Below are 18629 nucleotides of genomic sequence, written 5' to 3' on the forward strand. Positions count from 1 at the left end.
CCCGCCATCCGGCTCAGAAGCTGTTGTCGCCGTCCAGAATGCGACCCAGGCCGCCCAGCACCGAGCCTTCGCCCCGTGCCTGCCCGCCCGCCTGCGGCGCCGCCTGAAGCATGCGGCCGGCCAGGCGCGAGAACGGCAACGACTGCATCCATACCTTGCCCGGGCCGGTCAGGGTGGCGAGGAACACGCCTTCGCCGCCGAAGAACATGCTCTTGATGCCGCTGACCGGGCGCACGTCCATGTTGACGCTGGCGTGGTAGGCCACCACGCAGCCGGTGTCCACATCGATGCGTTCGCCCGCCTGCAGCTCGCGCTCCACCACGGTGCCGCCGGCGTGCACGAACACCCAGCCGTCGCCTTCCAGCTTCTGCATGATGAAACCCTCGCCGCCGAACAGGCCGGTCAGGATCTTGCGCTGCAGGTGGATGCCGACGGTGACGCCGCGTGCGCCGGCCAGGAAGCTGTCCTTCTGGCAGATCAGGCGGCCGCCGTGGTCGTCCAGCTTCATCGCCAGCACGGTGCCGGGGTAGGGCGCCGCGAAGGCCACCTTGGCCTTGCCCTGGCCGGTATGCGTGTACATGGTGGTGAACAGGCTCTCGCCGGTCAGCACGCGCTTGCCGGCCGAGAACAGCTTGTCCATGAAGCCGCCGCCCTGTCCGCTGTGCGAGCCGTCGCCGAACACCGTGTCCATCTGCACGCTGCTGTCCTTGAACATCAGCGCGCCGGCTTCGGCGATGGCGCTCTCGCCCGGGTCCAGTTCCACTTCGACGAACTGCATGTCGCCACCGACGATGCGGAAATCGATCTCGTCCGCCGCCTTGCGCCCGCCGGAGCCCGGCAGTGGCGGCAGGTGGGGCGGTGGCGTGGCGCCGCCGGCCAGTTCAGGCAGTTCGCGCACGGGTTTCCATTCGCGCATGCCTTCACGCCACGCCAATGCGCCAGGATTGCGCTGCGCATGGCTGCGCGCCGCCTCTTCGTCCAGCGGACCTGTCCGGTCGGGGCTGCCGGGGAGATTGAAGAACCAGTGCGTCATGGGCGTCGTCCTGAGGCTTGGAAAGGGCGCCGAGTCTAGCCCGCCGTCCCCGCGTGCCGTCACCTGCCACCGGTCACGTCGGCTGTCGGAACGTACCTGTCGGCTGCCCGCCGTACGGAAAAACGGACCGGGGCGGGCAACCGCCGTTACCTTTGCCCGGAACGGGACTTCCGGCCATTGCCCCTGTTGTTGCTGTAATGCAACATTCGCGTGCTAGCGCCGCCGCGCGCCCCGACTCCCACCCACTCGGAAAGCCACCGCCATGTCCCGACTCCGCCCGGCCGCCGTCCGGCCGCATCGCCTCGCCTTTGCCATCGCCGCGCTGCTGCCTTTCGGCACCGCCCTCGCCCAGGAAACACCTGCACCCGCCGAACCGGCGACGCAGAGCGCAACCACCCTCGACACCGTCGAAGTGACCGCACAGCGCAAGGTCGAGAACATCCAGGACGTGCCGGTGTCGATCAGCACCATCAACGGCGAACAGCTGGGTGTGCTCGCGTCCGGCGGCACCGACATCCGCTTCCTGTCCGGCCGCGTGCCCAGCCTCAACATCGAATCCTCGTTCGGCCGCGCCTTCCCGCGCTTCTACATCCGTGGCTACGGCAACACCGATTTCCGCCTCAACACCTCGCAGCCGGTCTCGCTGGTGTACGACGACGTGGTGCAGGAAAACCCGATCCTTAAGGGCTTCCCGCTGTTCGACCTGGAGCAGATCGAAGTGCTGCGCGGTCCGCAGGGCTCGCTGTTCGGTCGCAACACGCCGGCCGGCGTGGTGAAGTTCGAATCGGCCAAGCCGTCGCAGGAAACCAGCGGCTATGGCAAGGTCGGCGTGGGCAGCGACAACATGTGGAACCTGGAAGGCGCCGTTGGTGGCGCGCTGAGCGAAAACTGGTCCGCGCGCGCGTCCGTGCTGTACCAGCGCCGCGACGACTGGGTGGAGAACACCTACCCGGGTCCGAACGACGGGTTCGAGGGGTATGACGAATCCGCCGGCCGCGTCCAGTTCCTGTACGAAGGCGATGGCTTCGAGGCACTGCTCAACGCACATGCGCGCAAGCTCAACGGCACTGCGCGCCTGTTCCGCGCCAACATCATCGAGCCGGGCACCAACGACTTCGTCCCCGGTTTCGATGAAGACAAGGTCTCGCAGGACGGCCTGAACTACTCCGAGCTGGAATCGCAGGGCGCCAGTGCGCGCCTGCGCTGGAACCTGGGTGACTACACGCTGCACTCGATCACCGGCTACGAGAGTGTCGAAACCATCAACCGCGGCGACATCGACGGTGGGTATGGCGCGGTGTTCTTGCCCGACTCCGGTCCCGGCGTGATCCCGTTCGCGTCGGAAACCGCCGACGGCATCCCGGACCACTCGCAGTGGACGCAGGAACTCCGCATCGAGTCGGCCTTTGATGGCCCGTGGAACTGGCAGGCCGGCGTGTTCTATTTCAAGGAAGACTACCGCGTCGAAAGCTTCAGCTACGACTCGCTCAACAACAGCGCGCAGGACGGCTACCAGCGCATCCGCCAGACCAATGACGCGTGGGCGGCATTCGGTGCGGTGACGTGGCAGGCGACCGAGCAGCTGGAACTGCGTGCCGGCATGCGCTACACCGTCGACGAAAAGAAGCTGACCGTCGAGGACTACTGGAACACCGGCTTCGCCGCTTGCGTGCTGGCGGGCAAGTGCACGCTGGCGCAGCTGGCCGCGCTCGAACCCGATGGCGACCTCTCCGCATCGCCGGAAGACAAGAAGTTCAACTGGGACCTGTCGGCCACCTACGCGGTCAACGACGACGTCAACGTGTACGCGCGCGCGGCCACCGGCTTCCGCGGCAGCAGCATCCAGGCTGCCGGCGCATTCAACGGCAAGTCGGTCGCCGGTCCGGAAACCGTCACCTCGTTCGAAACGGGCGTGAAGGCCGACTTCTGGGACAAGCGCGCGCGCCTGAGCGCGGGCGTCTTCTATTACCGCGTGAAGGATCAGCAGCTGACCGCCGTCGGCGGCGCTGCCAACGCCAACATCCTGGTCAATGCCGAGAAATCGGTGGGCAAGGGCTTCGAACTGGACCTGCAGGCCTACGTACTGGACAACCTGCTGGTCACGCTGGGTAGCAGCTACAACGACACCGAGATCAAGGACGACGACCTGAACGTCGCTGTCTGTGCGGCCTGCACCGTGACCGATGAGGAAGTGCTGGACGAGAACGGCGATCCGACGGGCCGCTACTACATCGGCGGCAATCGCCTGCCGCAGGCGCCGAAGTGGGTGCACAACTTCACCGCGCGCTACAGCGTCGGCCTGGGCGAGGGCAGCGAGCTCTACGTCTACACCGACTGGGCCTACCGCAGCGAAGTGAACTTCTTCCTGTACGACTCCATCGAATTCACCGGCAAGTCGTCGCTGGAAGGCGGCCTGCGCGTCGGTTACGGCTGGGGTTACGGCGACTACGAAGTCGCGCTGTTCGGCCGCAACATCACCGACCAGCGTCGCATCGTCGGCGGCATCGACTTCAACAACCTGACCGGCTTCATCAACGAGCCGCGCACGGTGGGCGTGGAGTTCAGCGCGAAGTTCTGATCCATCGGCTTTCGTTCGCGGGAGCCGCGTGGAAACGAAAGGCGCCACCTGTCGGGGTGGCGCCTTTTTCTTTACGGGCGGTACAAGCCGTCACGCAGCGCGTCGAGCAGGGTGCCGTCGTCCTGGCGATGTTCCCAGTACATCACGCCACCGAGGCCGCGCTCTCGCACCAGGGCCGCCTTGGCGCGCAAAGCCTGCGGATCCTCATAGGTGACGAAGCTGCCTTCCGTCTCGTTCCACAACCACGCCGCCTGCGCGTCCTTGTCCCAATGCCGCACGTAACCGTTGCGGTCGACGTAGCCCGCCTGCAGGTCGCGCCATGACAGGAACGCCGCGTGTTCGCCGTAGGCCTGGTGCAGCCCTTGGTTGGCGCGCTGTACGCGGACGAACTTGCGACCGTAGAACGCGGCACCGACGTTGAGCTTGGCCGGCGGCACCCCGCCTGCGAGGAATTCGTCCACAGCCGCCATCGTCGTACGTGCGTCGGCCGGCGCCGATGCGGACTTCCCGAGTGCCGCATGATGGCCTGTGGTCGCCGTGAGGCTGCCGAAGAAGTCGTAGGTCATCAGGTTGATCCAGTCCAGCAGCGGCATGATGCGGGACAGGTCAAGCCCGCGCGCCGCCTCGCCGTCCGCCGCGGCGATCGTCAGCAGGTAGTGGCGGCCATCGGCGTTGCCCAGCGTGTCGAGACGCGCGCGCACGGCCTGCAGCAGGCGGGTGAAATTGTCGCGGTCCGCCGGGCTGTGGCCGATGCCGGGACCCGGCAGCGTCGGGTATTCCCAGTCGATGTCGATGCCATCCAGCCGGTGCTGCACGATCAGGCGCGCGGCGCTCTCGGCGAATGTGGCTCGTGTGGTATCGCTCGCGGCGGCTTCGGAGAAGTTGCCCGAGCCCCAGCCGCCGACCGACAGCAGCAGCTTCAGGTCCGGATTGTCCGATTTCAGCGCATTGAGGCCGGCGAGCGCAGTCGATGCGGTGTCGCCGCGCAGGAAGATCTCATGTCGTGGATCAACGTGCGCGAATGCGAAATTGATCGCATCCAGCTTGCGCGCGTCGATGGGCGGCAGCGTCGCGCCGTCCATCACGTAGCCGATCACGATGGGACGATGCGCAGGTGTTCCGGCGTGGCCGGCGAATGGCAGCAGCGCAAGCAGCACCAGCAGGCAGGTGGCGAAGCGGGGCACAGGCACTCCAGTCGTCGCCGCGTGGGCGGGGCAGACACTATAGCCGCGCGATCACTCCGGTTTGCGCGGCGGGAAGTGCAGCACCACGCCGCGCTGTTCCTCTTCGGATTTCTCCTCACGCACCCACAGCAGCGGCACCTCGCGCGGCGCAGGCAGTTCGAGTTCGTCGTCGCCACGCGCGGTCGCTTCCTCTTCCTCGATCTCCCAGCTGTACTTCTTCTTCGGCAACTCGGGGTCCAGGCGACGGAACAGGAACGCCGCGATCAATCCGGCCACAGCGCCACCCAGGTGCGCCTGCCACGACACGCCAGCCTCGCGCGGCAGTACGGTCAGCACCATGCCGCCGTAGAACAGGAACGCGATCATGCCCGCGGCGATCGCCGCGCGGTCGCGGCGCAGCAGGCCCAGCATGAAGATCATGAACATCAGGCCGTGGGTCAGGCCGCTGGCGCCGAGCGTGTGCGTGCCGGGTTCGGCCAGCAGCCACGGCCCGAGGCCCGCGCCCAGCCACACCAGCGGGATCGCCCACAGCGTCGCGCGCGGATAGACCGCGCCGGCCAGCGTGCCGAGGATCAGCAGTGCCGACGCGTTCGCGGCGATGTGTTCCAGCGAGCCGTGCAGCAGCGGCGCCGTGAGGACGCCCAGCAGGCCCTGCACCGACAGTGGCGAGATGGTGAAGGCGCGCACGTCGAAGCTGTTCTGGGCCGAGTACACGATGGCCAGCAACAGCACGAAGGCCAGGCTCAGGTTGAGCGCGCGCAGCAGCCGCTTGCGGTCGTGGCGCTGTTGGGATTCCGGATCGAACGCCGGGTCGTCGGGGTGCAGGTCCATGGTCCAGTTCTGGCGGCAGCGCCGACGAATGCAAGGGTGGCCGGGTTGGACAGACCATCCCGCGCACGGGATGGTCCGTCAAGCCACGTCAGACCTGAGGCGTCTTCTGCGGCCGTGCCAGGCTCAACGCTACGGTCAGCGCCAGGATCATCGCCACCGTGCCCAGCGACCACAGAACCGGGATCTTGTACACGTCCACCAGCAGCATCTTGCTGCCGATGAAGGCCAGCACCACGGCCAGGCCGTAAGGCAGCAGGTGGAAGCGGTCGGCCATGCCGGCCAGCAGGAAGAACATCGCGCGCAGGCCCAGCACGGCGAACACATTCGACGTCAGCACGATGAACGGGTCCGAGGTGATCGCGAAGATCGCCGGGATGCTGTCCACGGCGAAGATGACGTCGGTCACCGCGATCATCACCAGCACCACGAACAACGGCGTATAGCGGCGGCGCTTGCCGCGGCCCAGCCACAACGCGGCGCCGTGGTAGCGGTTGATCAGCGGCAGGTGACTGGTGATCCAGCGCAGCACGGGGTTCTTGTCCAGGTCCGGCTCCTTGCCGGCGGCGAACCACATCTTGATGCCGGTCAGCAGCAGGAACGCGCCGAACAGGTACAGCAGCCAGTGGAACTTGGCCAGCAGCGCGGCGCCCACGAAGATCAGGATCGCGCGCAGCACGATCGCGCCCAGGATACCGATCACCAGCACGCGCTGGCGCTGCTCCTCGGGGACGCCGAAGTAGGTGAACAGCATCAGGAACACGAAGATGTTGTCGACCGCCAGCGCCTTCTCGACCAGGTAGCCGGTCAGGAACTCCAGGCCCACGCGGTTGGCTTCCACCGCACCGGAGGTCTCGCCGACATACCACCACAGCGCGCCGTTGAAGATCATCGCCAGGGCGATCCAGCCCAGGCTCCACCAGGCCGCTTCCTTGAATGTCACCTTGTGCGCGCCGCCGTGGCGCATCAGCACCAGGTCCACCAGCAGCGCGATCACCACCAGGCCGCCGAAGCCGGCCCACAACCAGGGGTTGCCAATCGTTTCCATCGAGATTCCCGAAAAAAAGTGGAGGACGGCCGCAGGCGCGGACATCTCGGAACCGGGAAACGGGGATCCGGGGGTATGCCTTCGCCATCGCGGCGAAGGTCTCGCTCACAGCCCGGTGGGCTGCCGTGGGACCGGAGCATCGCTGCTCGAAATGACGGCCGGCACGTTGGGAGCTACTCCCCTTCTGTCGCGAATTGTCCGGGTGGCACGCGATGCGGTCAACCACGCGGGTAAAATGCGTTCATGAATACCCCCAACCCGACCGTACACCTGAAGAACGCCTGGCGTTCCAGCCACCCGTGGATCTTCCAGAAACTGGTCGAGAAGCCCGCCGCCAAGCCCAAGCCGGGCACGGTCGTCGAGGTCGTCGGCGTGGACGGGGAGTGGATCGGCCGTGGCTTCTACAACGGCCACTCGCGCATCGCCGTGCGCATCCTGGAGACGCATCCCGACATCCCGGTGGACGCCGGTTGGTTCTCGCGCAAGATCGCCGATGCCGTGTCGCTGCGCCGTGACGTGCTGAAACTGGATGCCATAAGCGATGCCTGGCGCGTGGTGCACGCTGAGGGCGACGGCCTGTCCGGCCTGGTGGTGGACCGCTACGGCGACCTGGTCGTGGTGGAGTTCTTCGCCGCCGGCATGTTCCGCCACCGCGAATGGATCTACGAGGCGCTGCGCGAGCAGTTCCCCGGCTGCCGCTTCCACAGCTTCGCCGACGAGCACGTGCAGAAGCAGGAGAGCTTCGATTTCCACGGCAACACCACGACCGAAGCCGAAGTCATCACCGAGTACGGAGTGAAGTTCCGCGCCGATCCGGCCGGTGCGCACAAGACCGGCTTCTTCGCCGACCAGCGCGAGAACCGCGAGTGGCTGAGCCGGCAGGTGGAGGGCAAGACCGTGCTGGACCTGTGCTGCAACACCGGAGGGTTTGCCGTGTACGCCGCAGCGCGCGGCGCGGCCGAGGTGGTCGGTGTGGACATCGACCAGGACGTCATCCAGATCGCCAAGGGCAACGCCAAGCTCAACAACGCGCGGCCGAAGTTCGTGCAGGCCGACATCTTCCCTTACCTGCGCGATGCGGCGAACCGCGGCGAGCAGTACGACGTGGTGATCCTCGATCCGGCCAAGATGACGCGCGACCGCGAGCAGGTGATCGCCGCGCTGAAGAAATACCTGGACATGAACAAGCTGGCGCTCGGCGTGGTGAAGCCCGGAGGCCTGTTCGCGACGTTCTCGTGCACCGGCCTGGTCAGCGAGGATCAGTTCCTCGACATGCTGCGCCGCGCCGCGTACTTCTCCGGCCGCACGATCCAGATCCTCAAGGTCGCCGGCGCCGGCCCCGACCATCCGTTCATGGCGCACGTGCAGGAATCGCGCTATCTGAAGGCGGTGTTCTGCCGCGTGGTGGACTGAGCATGCGCGGCGGGCGGAGCGTATCGATCCTGCTGGCCGTACTGGCATCCGGCTGTGCCTCCACGTCGGCCGCGCCCTGGCAGTCGCTCGCGGATACAGCGCAATGGCGCAGCGTCGGCGCGGCCACGCTGGATGCGCGGTGGCAGGCAAGCGACGGCGAACTCGCGCTGACGGCGGCGGGTGGTGGCGACATCACCAGCGTCGGCACCTACGGCGACTTCGAACTGGAAATGGAATGGCGTCTTCCGGCGGGCGGCAACAGTGGGCTGTTCTATCGCGCGGTCGACGCAGAGCCGGTGTGGGCACGCGCGGTGGAGTACCAACTGCTCGACGACCGGGAAGCCGAGGATCGCATCATCCCCAGCCATCGGGCCGGTGCGGTGTACGACCTGATTGCACCGTCCCGAGACGTTCTGTGTGCGATCAATGAGTACAACCACGCCCGCATCGTCGCCTGCGGTCCGCGCGTGGAGCACTGGCTCAATGGCGTACGCGTGGCTACCTACGACCTGGACAGCGATGACTGGAAACGTCGTGTCGCTGGCAGCAAGTTCGCGGGGCAGGCGGATTTCGCCAAGGCGCGTCGCGGGCATCTGGCACTGCAGGACCATGGCAACGCCGTGTACCTGCGCGGCATGCGTATCCGCGCGCTGGCGAAGGATTGCAGGCCGGCTTCACTGTAGGAGCGATGTAAGTCGCGACCGCACGGCCGGACAGCAAGCACATCATCAACAATCGCAGGTGCACCGGGATGCATCATCTGGCGCCATCGACATCTGTCGGCGTGCGGTCGCGACTTACATCGCTCCTACAGGATGGCAAAAAAAGGCGGGCCGAAGCCCGCCTTTTTCATGCGCGATGTGCGGCAATCACCCTTCCGGAGACAGCTCGATGCAGTCGAACTGCACGTCCGGATCCACGTCGGCGTCGTAATCCACGTCGCTGCGTTCGAAGCCGAACAGCTTCAGGAACTCGTGCTTGTAGTTGGCGTAGTCGGTCAACTGGAACAGGTTCTCGCTGGTGACCTGCGGCCACAGCGCCTTGGCCTGCGTCTGCACTTCGGGTTTCAGTTCCCAGTCGTCCAGGCGCAGGCGGTTCTCATCGTCGGTTTCGGCCGGCGCGCCATCGGCGCGGTACATGCGGTCGCGATACAGGCGATCCAACTGTTCGATGGTGCCTTCGTGCAGGCCAAGTTCCTTCATCACCTTGAACACGATGCTGATGTACAGCGGCATCACCGGGATGGCGGAACTGGCCTGCGTCACCACCGATTTCAGCACGGCCACGTTCGCGGTGCCGCCGGTATTCTTCAGGCGCGCGTCCAGGCGCTGTGCGGTCTCGTCCAGGTCCACCTTGGCGCGGCCCAGCGCACCGTGCCAGTAGATCGGCCAGGTGATGTCGGTGCCGATGTAGCTGAAGGCGACGGTGCGCGCGCCGTCGGCCAGCACGCCGGCCTTGTCCAGCGCGTCGATCCAGAGTTCCCAGTCCTGACCGCCCATCACGGTGACGGTGTCGGCGATCTCCTGCTCGGTCGCCGGCTCGATCGTCGCCTGGGTGATCTGGTCCTTGTTGGTGTCGATGGCGGTGGACGTGTACGGCGCGCCGATGGGCTTCAGCGCCGAGCGCTTCAGTTCACCGGTCGACGGCAGCTTGCGCACCGGCGAGGCCAGCGAGTAGACGACCAGGTCGACCTTGCCCCCCATTTCGCCCTTGATCAGTTCGATGACCTTCGCGCGCGCCTCGTCGGAGAACGCGTCTCCGTTGATCGACTTGCTGTACAGGCCCTCGGCCTTGGCGAACTTGTCGAACGCGGCCGAGTTGTACCAGCCCGCGGTACCCGGCTTCTTCTCGCTGCCGGGCTTCTCGAAGAACACGCCCAGCGTGTCCGCGCCGAAGCCGAACGCCGCGCTGATGCGCGCCGCGAGGCCGTAGCCGCTTGACGCACCGATCACCAGCACCTTCTTCGGCCCGTCGGTGCGCACGCCTTGCGCACGCGTGGCGGCGATCTGGTCACGCACGTTGAGTTCGCAACCGAGCGGATGGGTGGTGGTGCAGATGAAGCCGCGGACTTTGGGATGGATGATCAACGTCGTAACCCGGGGGATGGTGTGCCTGCGCGGCATCTTAGTGCCGCGAGCGCCGGGAATGAAGCGTCCGCGCTGCAGACGCATGCGTATGGACGTAGCGTGCGCTGCGCGCACGACCTCGGGATCTCCACGCGATCCGGGTCGTGCGCATGGCGCACGCTACGGAATCAGGCGTCGCCGCCCTTCGCCAGCATGCTGTTGCGGCGGCTGTAGGCCAGGTAGACCACGATGCCGACCGCGTTCCACACCAGGAACCACAGCTGCGTGCGCTGCGGCAGGCTCCAGAACAGGTAGAGGCAGCCCAGTATCGCGACGGGGCCGACCACCCACGCCAGCGGCGTCCGGAACACGCGTGGACGCTGGGGTTCGCGTGCGCGCAACACCAACAGGCACACGCCCACCGCGACGAACGCCGCCAGCGTACCGGCGTTGGCGAGCGCGGCGATTTCATCCAGGCGCGCCACGCCGGCCAGCGCTGCCACCAGCACCGCCGTGAACACCGTGATCGCCACCGGCGTACCGGTGCGCGCATTGACCTTCGACAAGCTGCGCGGCAACAGGCCGTCGCGCGACATGACGAAGAAGATGCGGCTCTGCCCGTAGAAGAACGCCAGCAGCACCGTCGGCAGCGCGATGATCGCCACGATGCCGATGACCAGCGCGGCCGTGCCGTGGCCCAGTTCGCGCATGATCAGCGCCAGCGGCTCGGCGCTCTGGCCGAAGACCGTGTAGCTCAGGGCGCCCACCGCCGCCACCGCCACCACCAGGTAGATCAGCGTGCAGCCGACCATCGAACCGATGATGCCGATGGACAGGTCACGGCCGGGATTCTTGGTTTCTTCGGCCGCCGTGGAGATGGCATCGAAGCCGTAGAACGCGAAGAAGATGATCGCCGCCGCCGCCATCACGCCACGTTCGACGCCATCGGGCCCGATCGATTTCGGGAAACCGTACGGCATGAACGGTTGCAGGTTGTCCGCGTTGAAGGCCGGCAGCGCGACCGCGATGAACACCGCCAGCGCGATCAGCTTGAACACCACCAGGATCGCGTTGAGCGTGGCGCTTTCGCGCGTACCGGCGATCAGCATGCCGGCGACCAGGAAGGTGATGACGATGGCAGGCAGATTGATGACGCCACCGGCATGCGGGCCGGCCGACAACGCCACCGGCAGGGTGACGCTCCAGCCGAAGTTCTGCTGTACCCATTCGAGGAAGCCGACGAAATAGCCCGACCAGCCCACCGCCACCGTGCTCACGACCAGCGAGTATTCCAGGATCAGGCTCCAGCCCACGATCCAGGCGATCGCTTCGCCAAGCACGCCATAGCTGTAGGTGTAGGCGCTGCCGGCGGCGGGCATCATCGTCGACAGCTCGGCATAGGCCAACGCAGCGCATGCGCAGACGACACCGGCGACCACGAAAGAAATGAGTACTGCCGGCCCCGCCTTCTCGGCGCCCACGCCGATCAGGGTATAGATGCCGGTACCGACGATGGCCCCGATACCCAACGCCACCAGGTGCGGCCAGCTCAACGTGGGGACCAGCCGGCGGCCCTCCTCGTGCTCGGTGATCCGGTCGATGGATTTGCGCCGTAGCCAGGTCATGGAAACTCCTCGAATGCGTCAACGGGACTGCACGCTGGCGATGGGCCGGCGCAGGAATGGTGAGGGGGAGGACGGGACCCGCAGGCGTAATCCCCGCCCCGGGGCCGCCCGCAGCCTAAGCGGCCCGGCCCTGCGGAGGCAATCGGCGCCGCACCACGCGATACCGGATACCTCAGAGGTAGGACGATCGCGACGGGTCGAATACCTGCGGGTAGTGGTGCACATCCAGCAGGTCGAGGAACACATCCAGGCCCTCGTCCGACCGCACCAGGTCGTACTCCGCGTCCGACAGCAGGTGCACCACCAGGGTCTCTATGCCATGGCCGTGCAGGTGCAGGTTGTCGAACAGGTGCCGGTCCGCCGCGACCGCGGGCGGCAGCAGCAGGAACGTGGAGAACGGCGATGCGGCCAGGGGCGGCACGGGCATGGGCACGGTGTGGCCGTAACCCAGCCAGCTCCCTTCGGCGAACGGCAGCTTGGCCAGCCAGCGCAGCTGGGCGATGAAGTCCGGATGCGGCTCGCGGACGTACCAGAACAGCTCACGCGCGGCGGATTCGTCGCCGTCATAGCCCTCCGGCATCGTCATCAGGCGGTCGCTCATGCCGCTGGTGACCAGCACATGGCCGGTGTCGCCGCTGCCGGAGAACTCGCGCGCGTACACGTGCACGTCCACGCGGTGCCGGCGGTCGTCGTCGCGGTCGATGTATTCGGGTTCGCCCAGCGCGTCGCGCAACGCGGCGATCCGCGCGCCGGCGAGTGCGGGCAGCGGATCGGGCGTGGCGCCCATCAGCGTGCGGAGGCGTTGCAGCATGCCGGCTTTCCCCAAGCGGTCAGTGCGCGGCGACTGTGCGCCGCTGGCTGGAACGGGTCAAGCCGCTTCTCCACGTCCCGTGACGCAACACGCGCTTCCTGTGCGAGGGGGGTCGCGTCGTGGCCGGCTCAGGCGATGAGACGCCAGCGGCTACACTGTCGGCATGGATTCCCAGACCCTGCTCGTTCTCCTGCTGATTCTCGTCGCCGCCGCCATCGTGCTGCTGGCGGTGCTGGTGCTGCGCCGTCCGGAGGCGCGCATCGGTGACCTGCTGGAACGGGCGCTGCGCGACGAGCAGCGCGAGGGCCGTGGCGAGTTGCGCGAGCAGCTGGAGGGCCTGTCGCGGGCGCAGGAAGCGCGCATCGACGGTTTCGCCCGCAACCTGGCCGACCTGAGCACCCGTACCGACCAACGCCTGGACGTGCTGCGCGATACCTTGACCGAAGACGCGCGCAAGGGGCGCCTGGAAGCATCCGAGTCGCAGCAGCGCTTCGCTGACACACTGGGTCAGCGGCTCAACGAACTGACCCAGCGCAACGAGCAGCGCATCGGCGAGATGCGCGCCACGCTGGAGGATCGCCTGAAGGAACTGCAGGCCGACAACGCGCAGAAGCTGGAGCAGATGCGCGCGACGGTGGACGAAAAGCTGCAGGCCACCCTGACGCAGCGGCTCGATGCGTCGTTCTCGCTGGTGTCCGAGCGGCTGGAGGCGGTCCAGCGCGGCCTGGGCGAAATGCAGCAGCTCGCCACCGGTGTCGGCGACCTCAAGCGCGTGCTGAGCAACGTCAAGGATCGCGGCGGCTGGGGCGAGGTGCAGCTGGAGAACCTGCTGGAGCAGGTGCTGACGGCCGAGCAGTTCGCGCGCAGCGTGAAGGTGCGTCCGGACAGCAACGAAGCCGTCGATTTCGCCATCCGCCTACCTGGCCGGCAGGATGGCGACGTGCCGGTGTGGCTGCCCATCGATGCCAAGTTCCCGCGCGAGGATTACGAGAAGCTGATCGAAGCGCAGGAGCGCGGCGACGCCGATGCGATGCGTGTCGCGGCCACGCAGCTGGAACGCGCGATCAAGGTGCAGGCGAAGTCGATCAACGAAAAATACGTGGTGCCTCCCCACACCACCGATTTCGCGGTGCTCTTCCTGGCCACCGAAGGCCTGTATGCGGAAGCCATCCGCCGTCCGGGCCTGGTCGATGCGTTGCAGCGCGACTACCGCATCGTCATCGCCGGCCCGACCACGCTGGCGGCACTGCTCAACAGCCTGCAGATGGGCTTCCGCACGCTGGCCATCGAGAAGCGTTCCAGCGAGGTACGGGTGCTGCTGGGAGCGGTGAAGACCGAGTTCGGCAAGTTCGCCACGGTGCTGGAGAAAGCCAACAGCCAGTTGGACACGGTGCAGAACAGCATCAAGCAGGCGGGGGTGCGTACGCGCGCGATCGAGCGCCAGCTGCGCGGCGTCGAAGCGTTGCCGGGTGAGGAAACGCAGAAGCTGCTGGGCGGCGACGAAGCAGAGTGAGGCGTCGGGTGTTGTTCCTTCTCCCCGCGTGCGGGGAGAAGGTGCCCAGCGGGCGGATGAGGGGCGAGCGCGGTAAGGAACTGCGCGCGCAGGCATCACCTCTCCGTTCGCCCCTCATCCGCCTTCGGCACCCTCTCCCCGCTGCGCAGGGAGAGGGCAACAGCCAAAAGACAACGGCGCCTAATGGCGCCGTTGTCTTTGATCGCATTCCAATCCCGCCTCAACCGCCGCCATTGATCTCCGGCATCGGCATGGCGTCCACTGGCACCGTCGGGTTGTTCTCGTCCTGCAGGTATTCCGGCAGCTCGCTTTCGGTCTTCTGCTGCGTGCGATGGCTTTCGATCTGGTAGTTGCGGCGCTGCAGCCACGAATCGCGGACCAGGGCGTAATCATCCACCGCACCCTCGCGCAGGCTGTCCAGCGACAGCAGCTGCGCGCGCGTGTCGACCAGGTTGAGGCCCTGCAGGAAGATGCGTGTCTTGTCGTCCTCGATCTGCCGCACGGGACTGAGCGGCATGTCGCCTGCCAGTCCGAGCACATCACGCACGGTACGGGGACCGAAGAAGGGCAGTTCCACGTAACGCGAGCGCCTCCAGCCCCACGTCCCCAGCGTCTGCCCGAAATCCTCGCTGCGGCGCTTCATCTTCAGGTCGCTGGCGGGATCGAAGATGCCGCCGATGCCGACCGTCGAGTTGAGCACGAAGCGGCCGAGCGTCTGTGTCGCATCGCGCGGACGCCCCTGCAGCAGCTGGTTCACCATCGTCAGTGGTTGGCGCAGGTTGTCGAAGAAGTTGCCGACGCCCAACCGCACCGGCCGAGGCACCGCCGCCACGTAGGCGCGTGCGAGCGGGCGGGCGATGGCGCGATCCACCGCGTTGTTGAAGCGGTGCACCTTGCGGTTGAACTTCTCCCACGGGTCGTACGAGGTAGGCGCCTGGGCGGGTGCGGGCAGGGTGGGGTCGGCGACCGGGTCGTACGCACCCTGGCCATAGATCGCGGCGAAGTCATCCTCGCCTTCCGACGTCGTGGCGATTTCCGTCGCGGGCGCGGGCGCGGGCGCATCGATGCTCGACGGGTCGATCGGTGGCTCGGGCGGAAGCGGTGCGGCGGCCGTGGCGGTGCCGTCGATCACCACCGCGTCGGCAGGTGGCGCCGTCGAGGACGAGGGTGCCGACGCGCAGGCGGTCGCCAGGGCGGCCAGCAGGGCGACGGTGCAGAGGCGGAACAGATTCATCCTGATTCCTGGAAACTTCGGGTGGGGTTACGCGGGAAAATCCAGTTCCGGCGTCAGTCGGTACGCTGCCTGGAGATCGGCAAGACCTGCAGGCTGTCCATCGAAACGAGGGGCGGTGCCACTGGCACGCACGCGCGCGGCCAGCTCGGACAACAGTGCCAGCCCGGCGCTGTCGACGGTAGTGACGTTGGTCAGGACGAAGCGTTGCACGCCGGCCAGGTGTGCGGTTGCCTGCGGCCACAATGCCGCCGCCGCAGCACGGTCGAGCGCGCCCGCGAACACGAGCGCCTCACCGTCCCGGCGGACGCTGGCGTCAGCGTCCGCTGGCACTGCCGTTGACCTGCAGCTTGCCGGACTTCAGGTCCGCCGCCACCTGGGCGATGGACTTCTGCCGCAGCGGCGTGTCGAACTGGGTCTTGAACGTCTGCACGAAGGACACGCCTTCCGGCAGCACGTCGAACACCTTCCACTGGCCACCCACGTTGCGCGCGTAGAAGGTGATCGGGGTGACGGTCTGGTCGGGCTGCAGGAACTCGGTGTCCACCTTCACGCCGCGGCCGCCGGGCAGCGGCGTTTCGGACTTCACCCGCACCTTGAGGCGGGCATTGAAGTCCGCCAGGCGCGCACCGTACGCCGACAGCAGGCGCTCGGTCAGGGCCTGGCCGAACAGCTTCACGTCGGCATCGGAGGCACCGCGGCCGTGCACGCCCAGCACCAGGCGGGCGGCGTAGTCGCCGTCGAACAGCGTGTTGAACTCGCCGGTGACGAACTGGCGCAGCGCAGCCGGATTCGACTTGAATTCGGCACGGCGCTGGTCGAGCGTGGTCAGGATGCGCGTGCTGCTGGCCAGCACGACCTGGCTGGCGGTGTTCTGCCTGGCAGCGGTAGCGGGCGCAGCGGCCTGTGCGAACACGGTGACCGGCGCGGACGCCAGCAGCGCGGTCGACAGCACGACGGACAGGAGGGAGGGCTTCATCAGGGTCTTCATGGCGTGGGTTCTTCCGTAACGGGGGGCGCGGCAGTCTCGCCGCTGGCCGGGGTATCCCCGGAGCCTGCTTCGGCATTGTTGGCGCCGCCGCTGAACATGTACTTGCCGGCCAGTTGCAACAGGTCCACCGCCGGCTGGGTGAAGGCGATCTCTTCGCCGGGCTTCAGGACTTCGGGATCACCGCCCGGCGACAGGCCGATGTAGTTCTCGCCCAGCAGGCCGCTGGTGAAGATGCCCGCCGCGGTGTCGGCCGGCAGGTCCTTGTACTGGCTGTCGATGGACAGCGTGACCAGCGAGTCGAACTTGACCGGATCCAGCCGGATGTCGGCGACCTGACCGATGACCACGCCGCCGATCTTCACGGGGGCCTGCTTGCGCAGCTGGCCGAGGTTGGAAAAGCGCGCGGTCAGCTCGTAGCTGCCACCGCCCACGCCAAAGCGCTTGTTGGTGGAAGCCAGCGCCAGCACCAGCAGCGAGGCCAGGGCCAGCAGCAGGAAGGCGCCGACGGCGAACTCGAGACGGGGTCCACGGACGGACATGGGTCAGCTCCTGAAAAGCAATGCAGACATGACGAAATTGAACATCAGCACCAGCAGCGAGGCGTTCACCACCGCGCGGGTGGTGGCCACCGAGGTGCCCTCGATGGTCGGCTCGGCGTGGAAGCCCACGTAGGCCGCGACCAGCGCGGCCGTGCCGCCGAACACGGCCGACTTCAGCAGGGCCACGCCGAAGTCGTCCCAGAAATCCACGCTGTTCTGCAGCGCCGACCAGAACGTGCCGTTGTCCAGGCCGAGCACGTGCACGGCCTCGAAATAGCTCGCGCTGATCGCCAGCGAGCAGAAGAAGCCGGTCAGCAGCGGTACGGTCAGCACCGCCGCCCAGAAGCGCGGCGCCACGGCCTTGGCCACCGGATCGATGGCCATCAGTTCCAGCGCCTTGATCTGGTCAGTGGCGCGCATCAGGCCCAGCTCGGCGGCAATGGAGCTGCCGGCGCGGCCGATGAACAGCAGCGCCGTCAGCACCGGGCCCAGTTCGCGGTACAGCGACAGGCCCAGCAGCGTGGACAGCGCGTCACTGGCGCCGAACGTGGTCAGCGTGCGGTAGCCCTGCAGCGTCAGCACCAGGCCCACGAACGCACCGCCCACCGCGATGATCGGTAGCGAGCGGCCGCCGATCTTGTAGATCTCGCGGGTCAGTTCGGCGAAGAAGTCGCGGGTCGGCTTCGACGCACGGAACACCGACAGCGAGAACAGCCCGGCGCGGCCCAACGAACGGGTGGCATCGACGAAAGGCATCAGGACAGATCCCCGTGTGCAGGGTTCGGCCCCCCCCCGGCTGCGGGGGGGGGGAGGTTGGGAGGGGGGCTAACGCGGAGGCCTGGGCATCGCGCTCGCCCCACCCAGCCCTCCCCCGCTTCGCGGGGGAGGGTGCGCATCGGGAGCGCTTCGACATGTCCCATCAGGCCACCTCCGTCCGCTTCGCCGCGTCGAACGCGATCGGCCCATCGGGTTCGCCGCGCAGGAACTGCCGCACCAGCGGATCCGACGTCGCTTCCAGTTCCGCCGGCGTGCCGGAAAACACCAGTCCGCCGTTGGCGATCACCACTGTCTGGTCGGCGATGGGCAGGGTTTCATGTACGTGGTGGGTCACGATGATGCTGGTCAGCCCCAGGGTGTCGTTGAGGCGCTGGATCAGGCTCATGATCACGCCGCTTGCAATCGGGTCCAGCCCGGTCAGCGGTTCGTCGTAGATCATCAGCGGCGGGTCCAGCGCCAGCGCGCGGGCCAGCGCCACGCGGCGTGCCATGCCGCCGGACAGCTCGCGCGGGAAGGCATCGGCGGCGGCGCGCAGGCCGACCGCATTCAACTTGAAGTCCACCAGCCGGCGGATCAGCGCGTCCGGCAACTTCGTGTGCGTGCGCAGCGGCAGCGCCACGTTGTCGGCGACGCTCAGGTCGGTCAGCAGGCCGTTGCCCTGCAGCATCACGCCGATGCCCTTGCGCATTTCCAGCAATGCGCGGCTGCCGTGCGGCACGGACTGGCCGAACACCTCCACGCTGCCCGCCGCCGGCGGCAACTCGCCAGTCAATGCGGCCAGCAGCGTCGACTTGCCGCTGCCCGACGGACCCAGCACCGCGGTGATGCTGCCGCGCGGCACCGACAGGTCGATGTCGCGCAGGATGCTGCGGCCGCCGCGATCAAGGCGGAGTCCGGACAGGTGCACGGCAGGGGCGTCGGCAGGCGTCATGGGCGTCGTCGGCGAGCGGGGGTGGCGGACCGGGAGTATCGGGTTAACGGAAAAACAACGC

At 67.2% G+C, this 18629-nt stretch carries 17 protein-coding genes; 4 read left to right on the plus strand and 13 right to left on the minus strand.

Annotated features, from left to right (window positions below):
• Window positions 1–13: 13 nt before the first annotated feature.
• Window positions 14–1033, minus strand: a complete 1020-nt coding sequence (locus tag OY559_RS00200; RefSeq protein ID WP_277728048.1) for a TIGR00266 family protein — start codon at window positions 1031–1033, stop codon at window positions 14–16.
• A 262-nt stretch (window positions 1034–1295) separates the two neighbouring features.
• On the opposite strand from OY559_RS00200, the gene OY559_RS00205 reads away from it, so the two are divergent.
• The gene (locus OY559_RS00205; RefSeq protein ID WP_277728050.1) at window positions 1296–3611 is read left to right on the plus strand and encodes a TonB-dependent receptor; all 2316 of its coding nucleotides are present in this window, start codon (window positions 1296–1298) and stop codon (window positions 3609–3611) included.
• A 71-nt stretch (window positions 3612–3682) separates the two neighbouring features.
• On the opposite strand, the gene OY559_RS00210 is transcribed toward OY559_RS00205, so the two are convergent.
• The 3 genes from OY559_RS00210 to OY559_RS00220 form a co-directional block, all read right to left on the minus strand.
• Entirely contained in the window at window positions 3683–4795 is a 1113-nt protein-coding gene (locus OY559_RS00210; protein WP_277728051.1) for a glycoside hydrolase family 18 protein, read from the minus strand.
• A gap of 51 nt (window positions 4796–4846) precedes the next feature.
• On the minus strand, window positions 4847–5626 hold the full coding sequence (locus OY559_RS00215) for a rhomboid family intramembrane serine protease (protein WP_277728052.1): 780 nt from the start codon (window positions 5624–5626) through the stop codon (window positions 4847–4849).
• A gap of 88 nt (window positions 5627–5714) precedes the next feature.
• Window positions 5715–6671: a TerC family protein gene (locus OY559_RS00220; protein ID WP_277728053.1), complete on the minus strand. Its 957-nt coding sequence runs from the start codon at window positions 6669–6671 to the stop codon at window positions 5715–5717.
• Window positions 6672–6914: 243 nt separating this feature from the next.
• Between OY559_RS00220 and OY559_RS00225 the strand changes: the two genes are divergently transcribed.
• Both OY559_RS00225 and OY559_RS00230 read left to right on the plus strand, forming a co-directional pair.
• On the plus strand, window positions 6915–8084 hold the full coding sequence (locus OY559_RS00225) for a class I SAM-dependent rRNA methyltransferase (protein WP_277728054.1): 1170 nt from the start codon (window positions 6915–6917) through the stop codon (window positions 8082–8084).
• Window positions 8085–8086: 2 nt separating this feature from the next.
• Window positions 8087–8767 (plus strand): 3-keto-disaccharide hydrolase, encoded by a 681-nt coding sequence (locus OY559_RS00230; protein ID WP_277728055.1) that lies wholly within the window; start codon window positions 8087–8089, stop codon window positions 8765–8767.
• Between the two features lie 186 nt (window positions 8768–8953).
• On the opposite strand, the gene fabV is transcribed toward OY559_RS00230, so the two are convergent.
• The 3 genes from fabV to OY559_RS00245 all read right to left on the minus strand — a co-directional run bounded on the left by fabV (window position 8954) and on the right by OY559_RS00245 (window position 12586).
• On the minus strand, window positions 8954–10171 hold the full coding sequence (gene fabV, locus OY559_RS00235) for an enoyl-ACP reductase FabV (RefSeq protein WP_277728056.1): 1218 nt from the start codon (window positions 10169–10171) through the stop codon (window positions 8954–8956).
• Window positions 10172–10338: 167 nt separating this feature from the next.
• Window positions 10339–11775, minus strand: a complete 1437-nt coding sequence (locus tag OY559_RS00240) for an amino acid permease (RefSeq protein ID WP_277728057.1) — start codon at window positions 11773–11775, stop codon at window positions 10339–10341.
• A 172-nt stretch (window positions 11776–11947) separates the two neighbouring features.
• Window positions 11948–12586, minus strand: coding sequence for a suppressor of fused domain protein (locus tag OY559_RS00245; protein ID WP_277728058.1), 639 nt, complete (start codon window positions 12584–12586; stop codon window positions 11948–11950).
• Window positions 12587–12749: 163 nt separating this feature from the next.
• Between OY559_RS00245 and rmuC the strand changes: the two genes are divergently transcribed.
• Window positions 12750–14099 (plus strand): DNA recombination protein RmuC, encoded by a 1350-nt coding sequence (gene rmuC / locus OY559_RS00250; RefSeq protein ID WP_277728060.1) that lies wholly within the window; start codon window positions 12750–12752, stop codon window positions 14097–14099.
• A gap of 220 nt (window positions 14100–14319) precedes the next feature.
• On the opposite strand, the gene OY559_RS00255 is transcribed toward rmuC, so the two are convergent.
• The 6 genes from OY559_RS00255 to OY559_RS00280 all read right to left on the minus strand — a co-directional run bounded on the left by OY559_RS00255 (window position 14320) and on the right by OY559_RS00280 (window position 18568).
• Entirely contained in the window at window positions 14320–15333 is a 1014-nt protein-coding gene (locus tag OY559_RS00255; protein ID WP_277728061.1) for an MlaA family lipoprotein, read from the minus strand.
• A 27-nt stretch (window positions 15334–15360) separates the two neighbouring features.
• Window positions 15361–15663 (minus strand): STAS domain-containing protein, encoded by a 303-nt coding sequence (locus OY559_RS00260; RefSeq protein ID WP_277728062.1) that lies wholly within the window; start codon window positions 15661–15663, stop codon window positions 15361–15363.
• Complete coding sequence (locus OY559_RS00265) at window positions 15647–16309, minus strand: MlaC/ttg2D family ABC transporter substrate-binding protein (RefSeq protein WP_277728064.1); 663 nt, start codon at window positions 16307–16309, stop codon at window positions 15647–15649. Before OY559_RS00265 ends, OY559_RS00260 begins: the two co-directional genes overlap by 17 nt.
• 8 nt (window positions 16310–16317) lie before the next feature.
• A complete protein-coding gene (gene mlaD, locus OY559_RS00270) occupies window positions 16318–16860 on the minus strand; it encodes an outer membrane lipid asymmetry maintenance protein MlaD (RefSeq protein WP_277728065.1) in 543 nt (180 codons plus the stop codon).
• A 3-nt stretch (window positions 16861–16863) separates the two neighbouring features.
• Entirely contained in the window at window positions 16864–17616 is a 753-nt protein-coding gene (locus tag OY559_RS00275; protein WP_277728066.1) for an MlaE family lipid ABC transporter permease subunit, read from the minus strand.
• A gap of 163 nt (window positions 17617–17779) precedes the next feature.
• Window positions 17780–18568: an ABC transporter ATP-binding protein gene (locus OY559_RS00280; protein WP_277728067.1), complete on the minus strand. Its 789-nt coding sequence runs from the start codon at window positions 18566–18568 to the stop codon at window positions 17780–17782.
• Window positions 18569–18629 lie beyond the last annotated feature (61 nt).

It is taken from the genome of Pseudoxanthomonas sp. SE1 (genome assembly GCF_029542205.1).
GTDB lineage: Bacteria > Pseudomonadota > Gammaproteobacteria > Xanthomonadales > Xanthomonadaceae > Pseudoxanthomonas_A.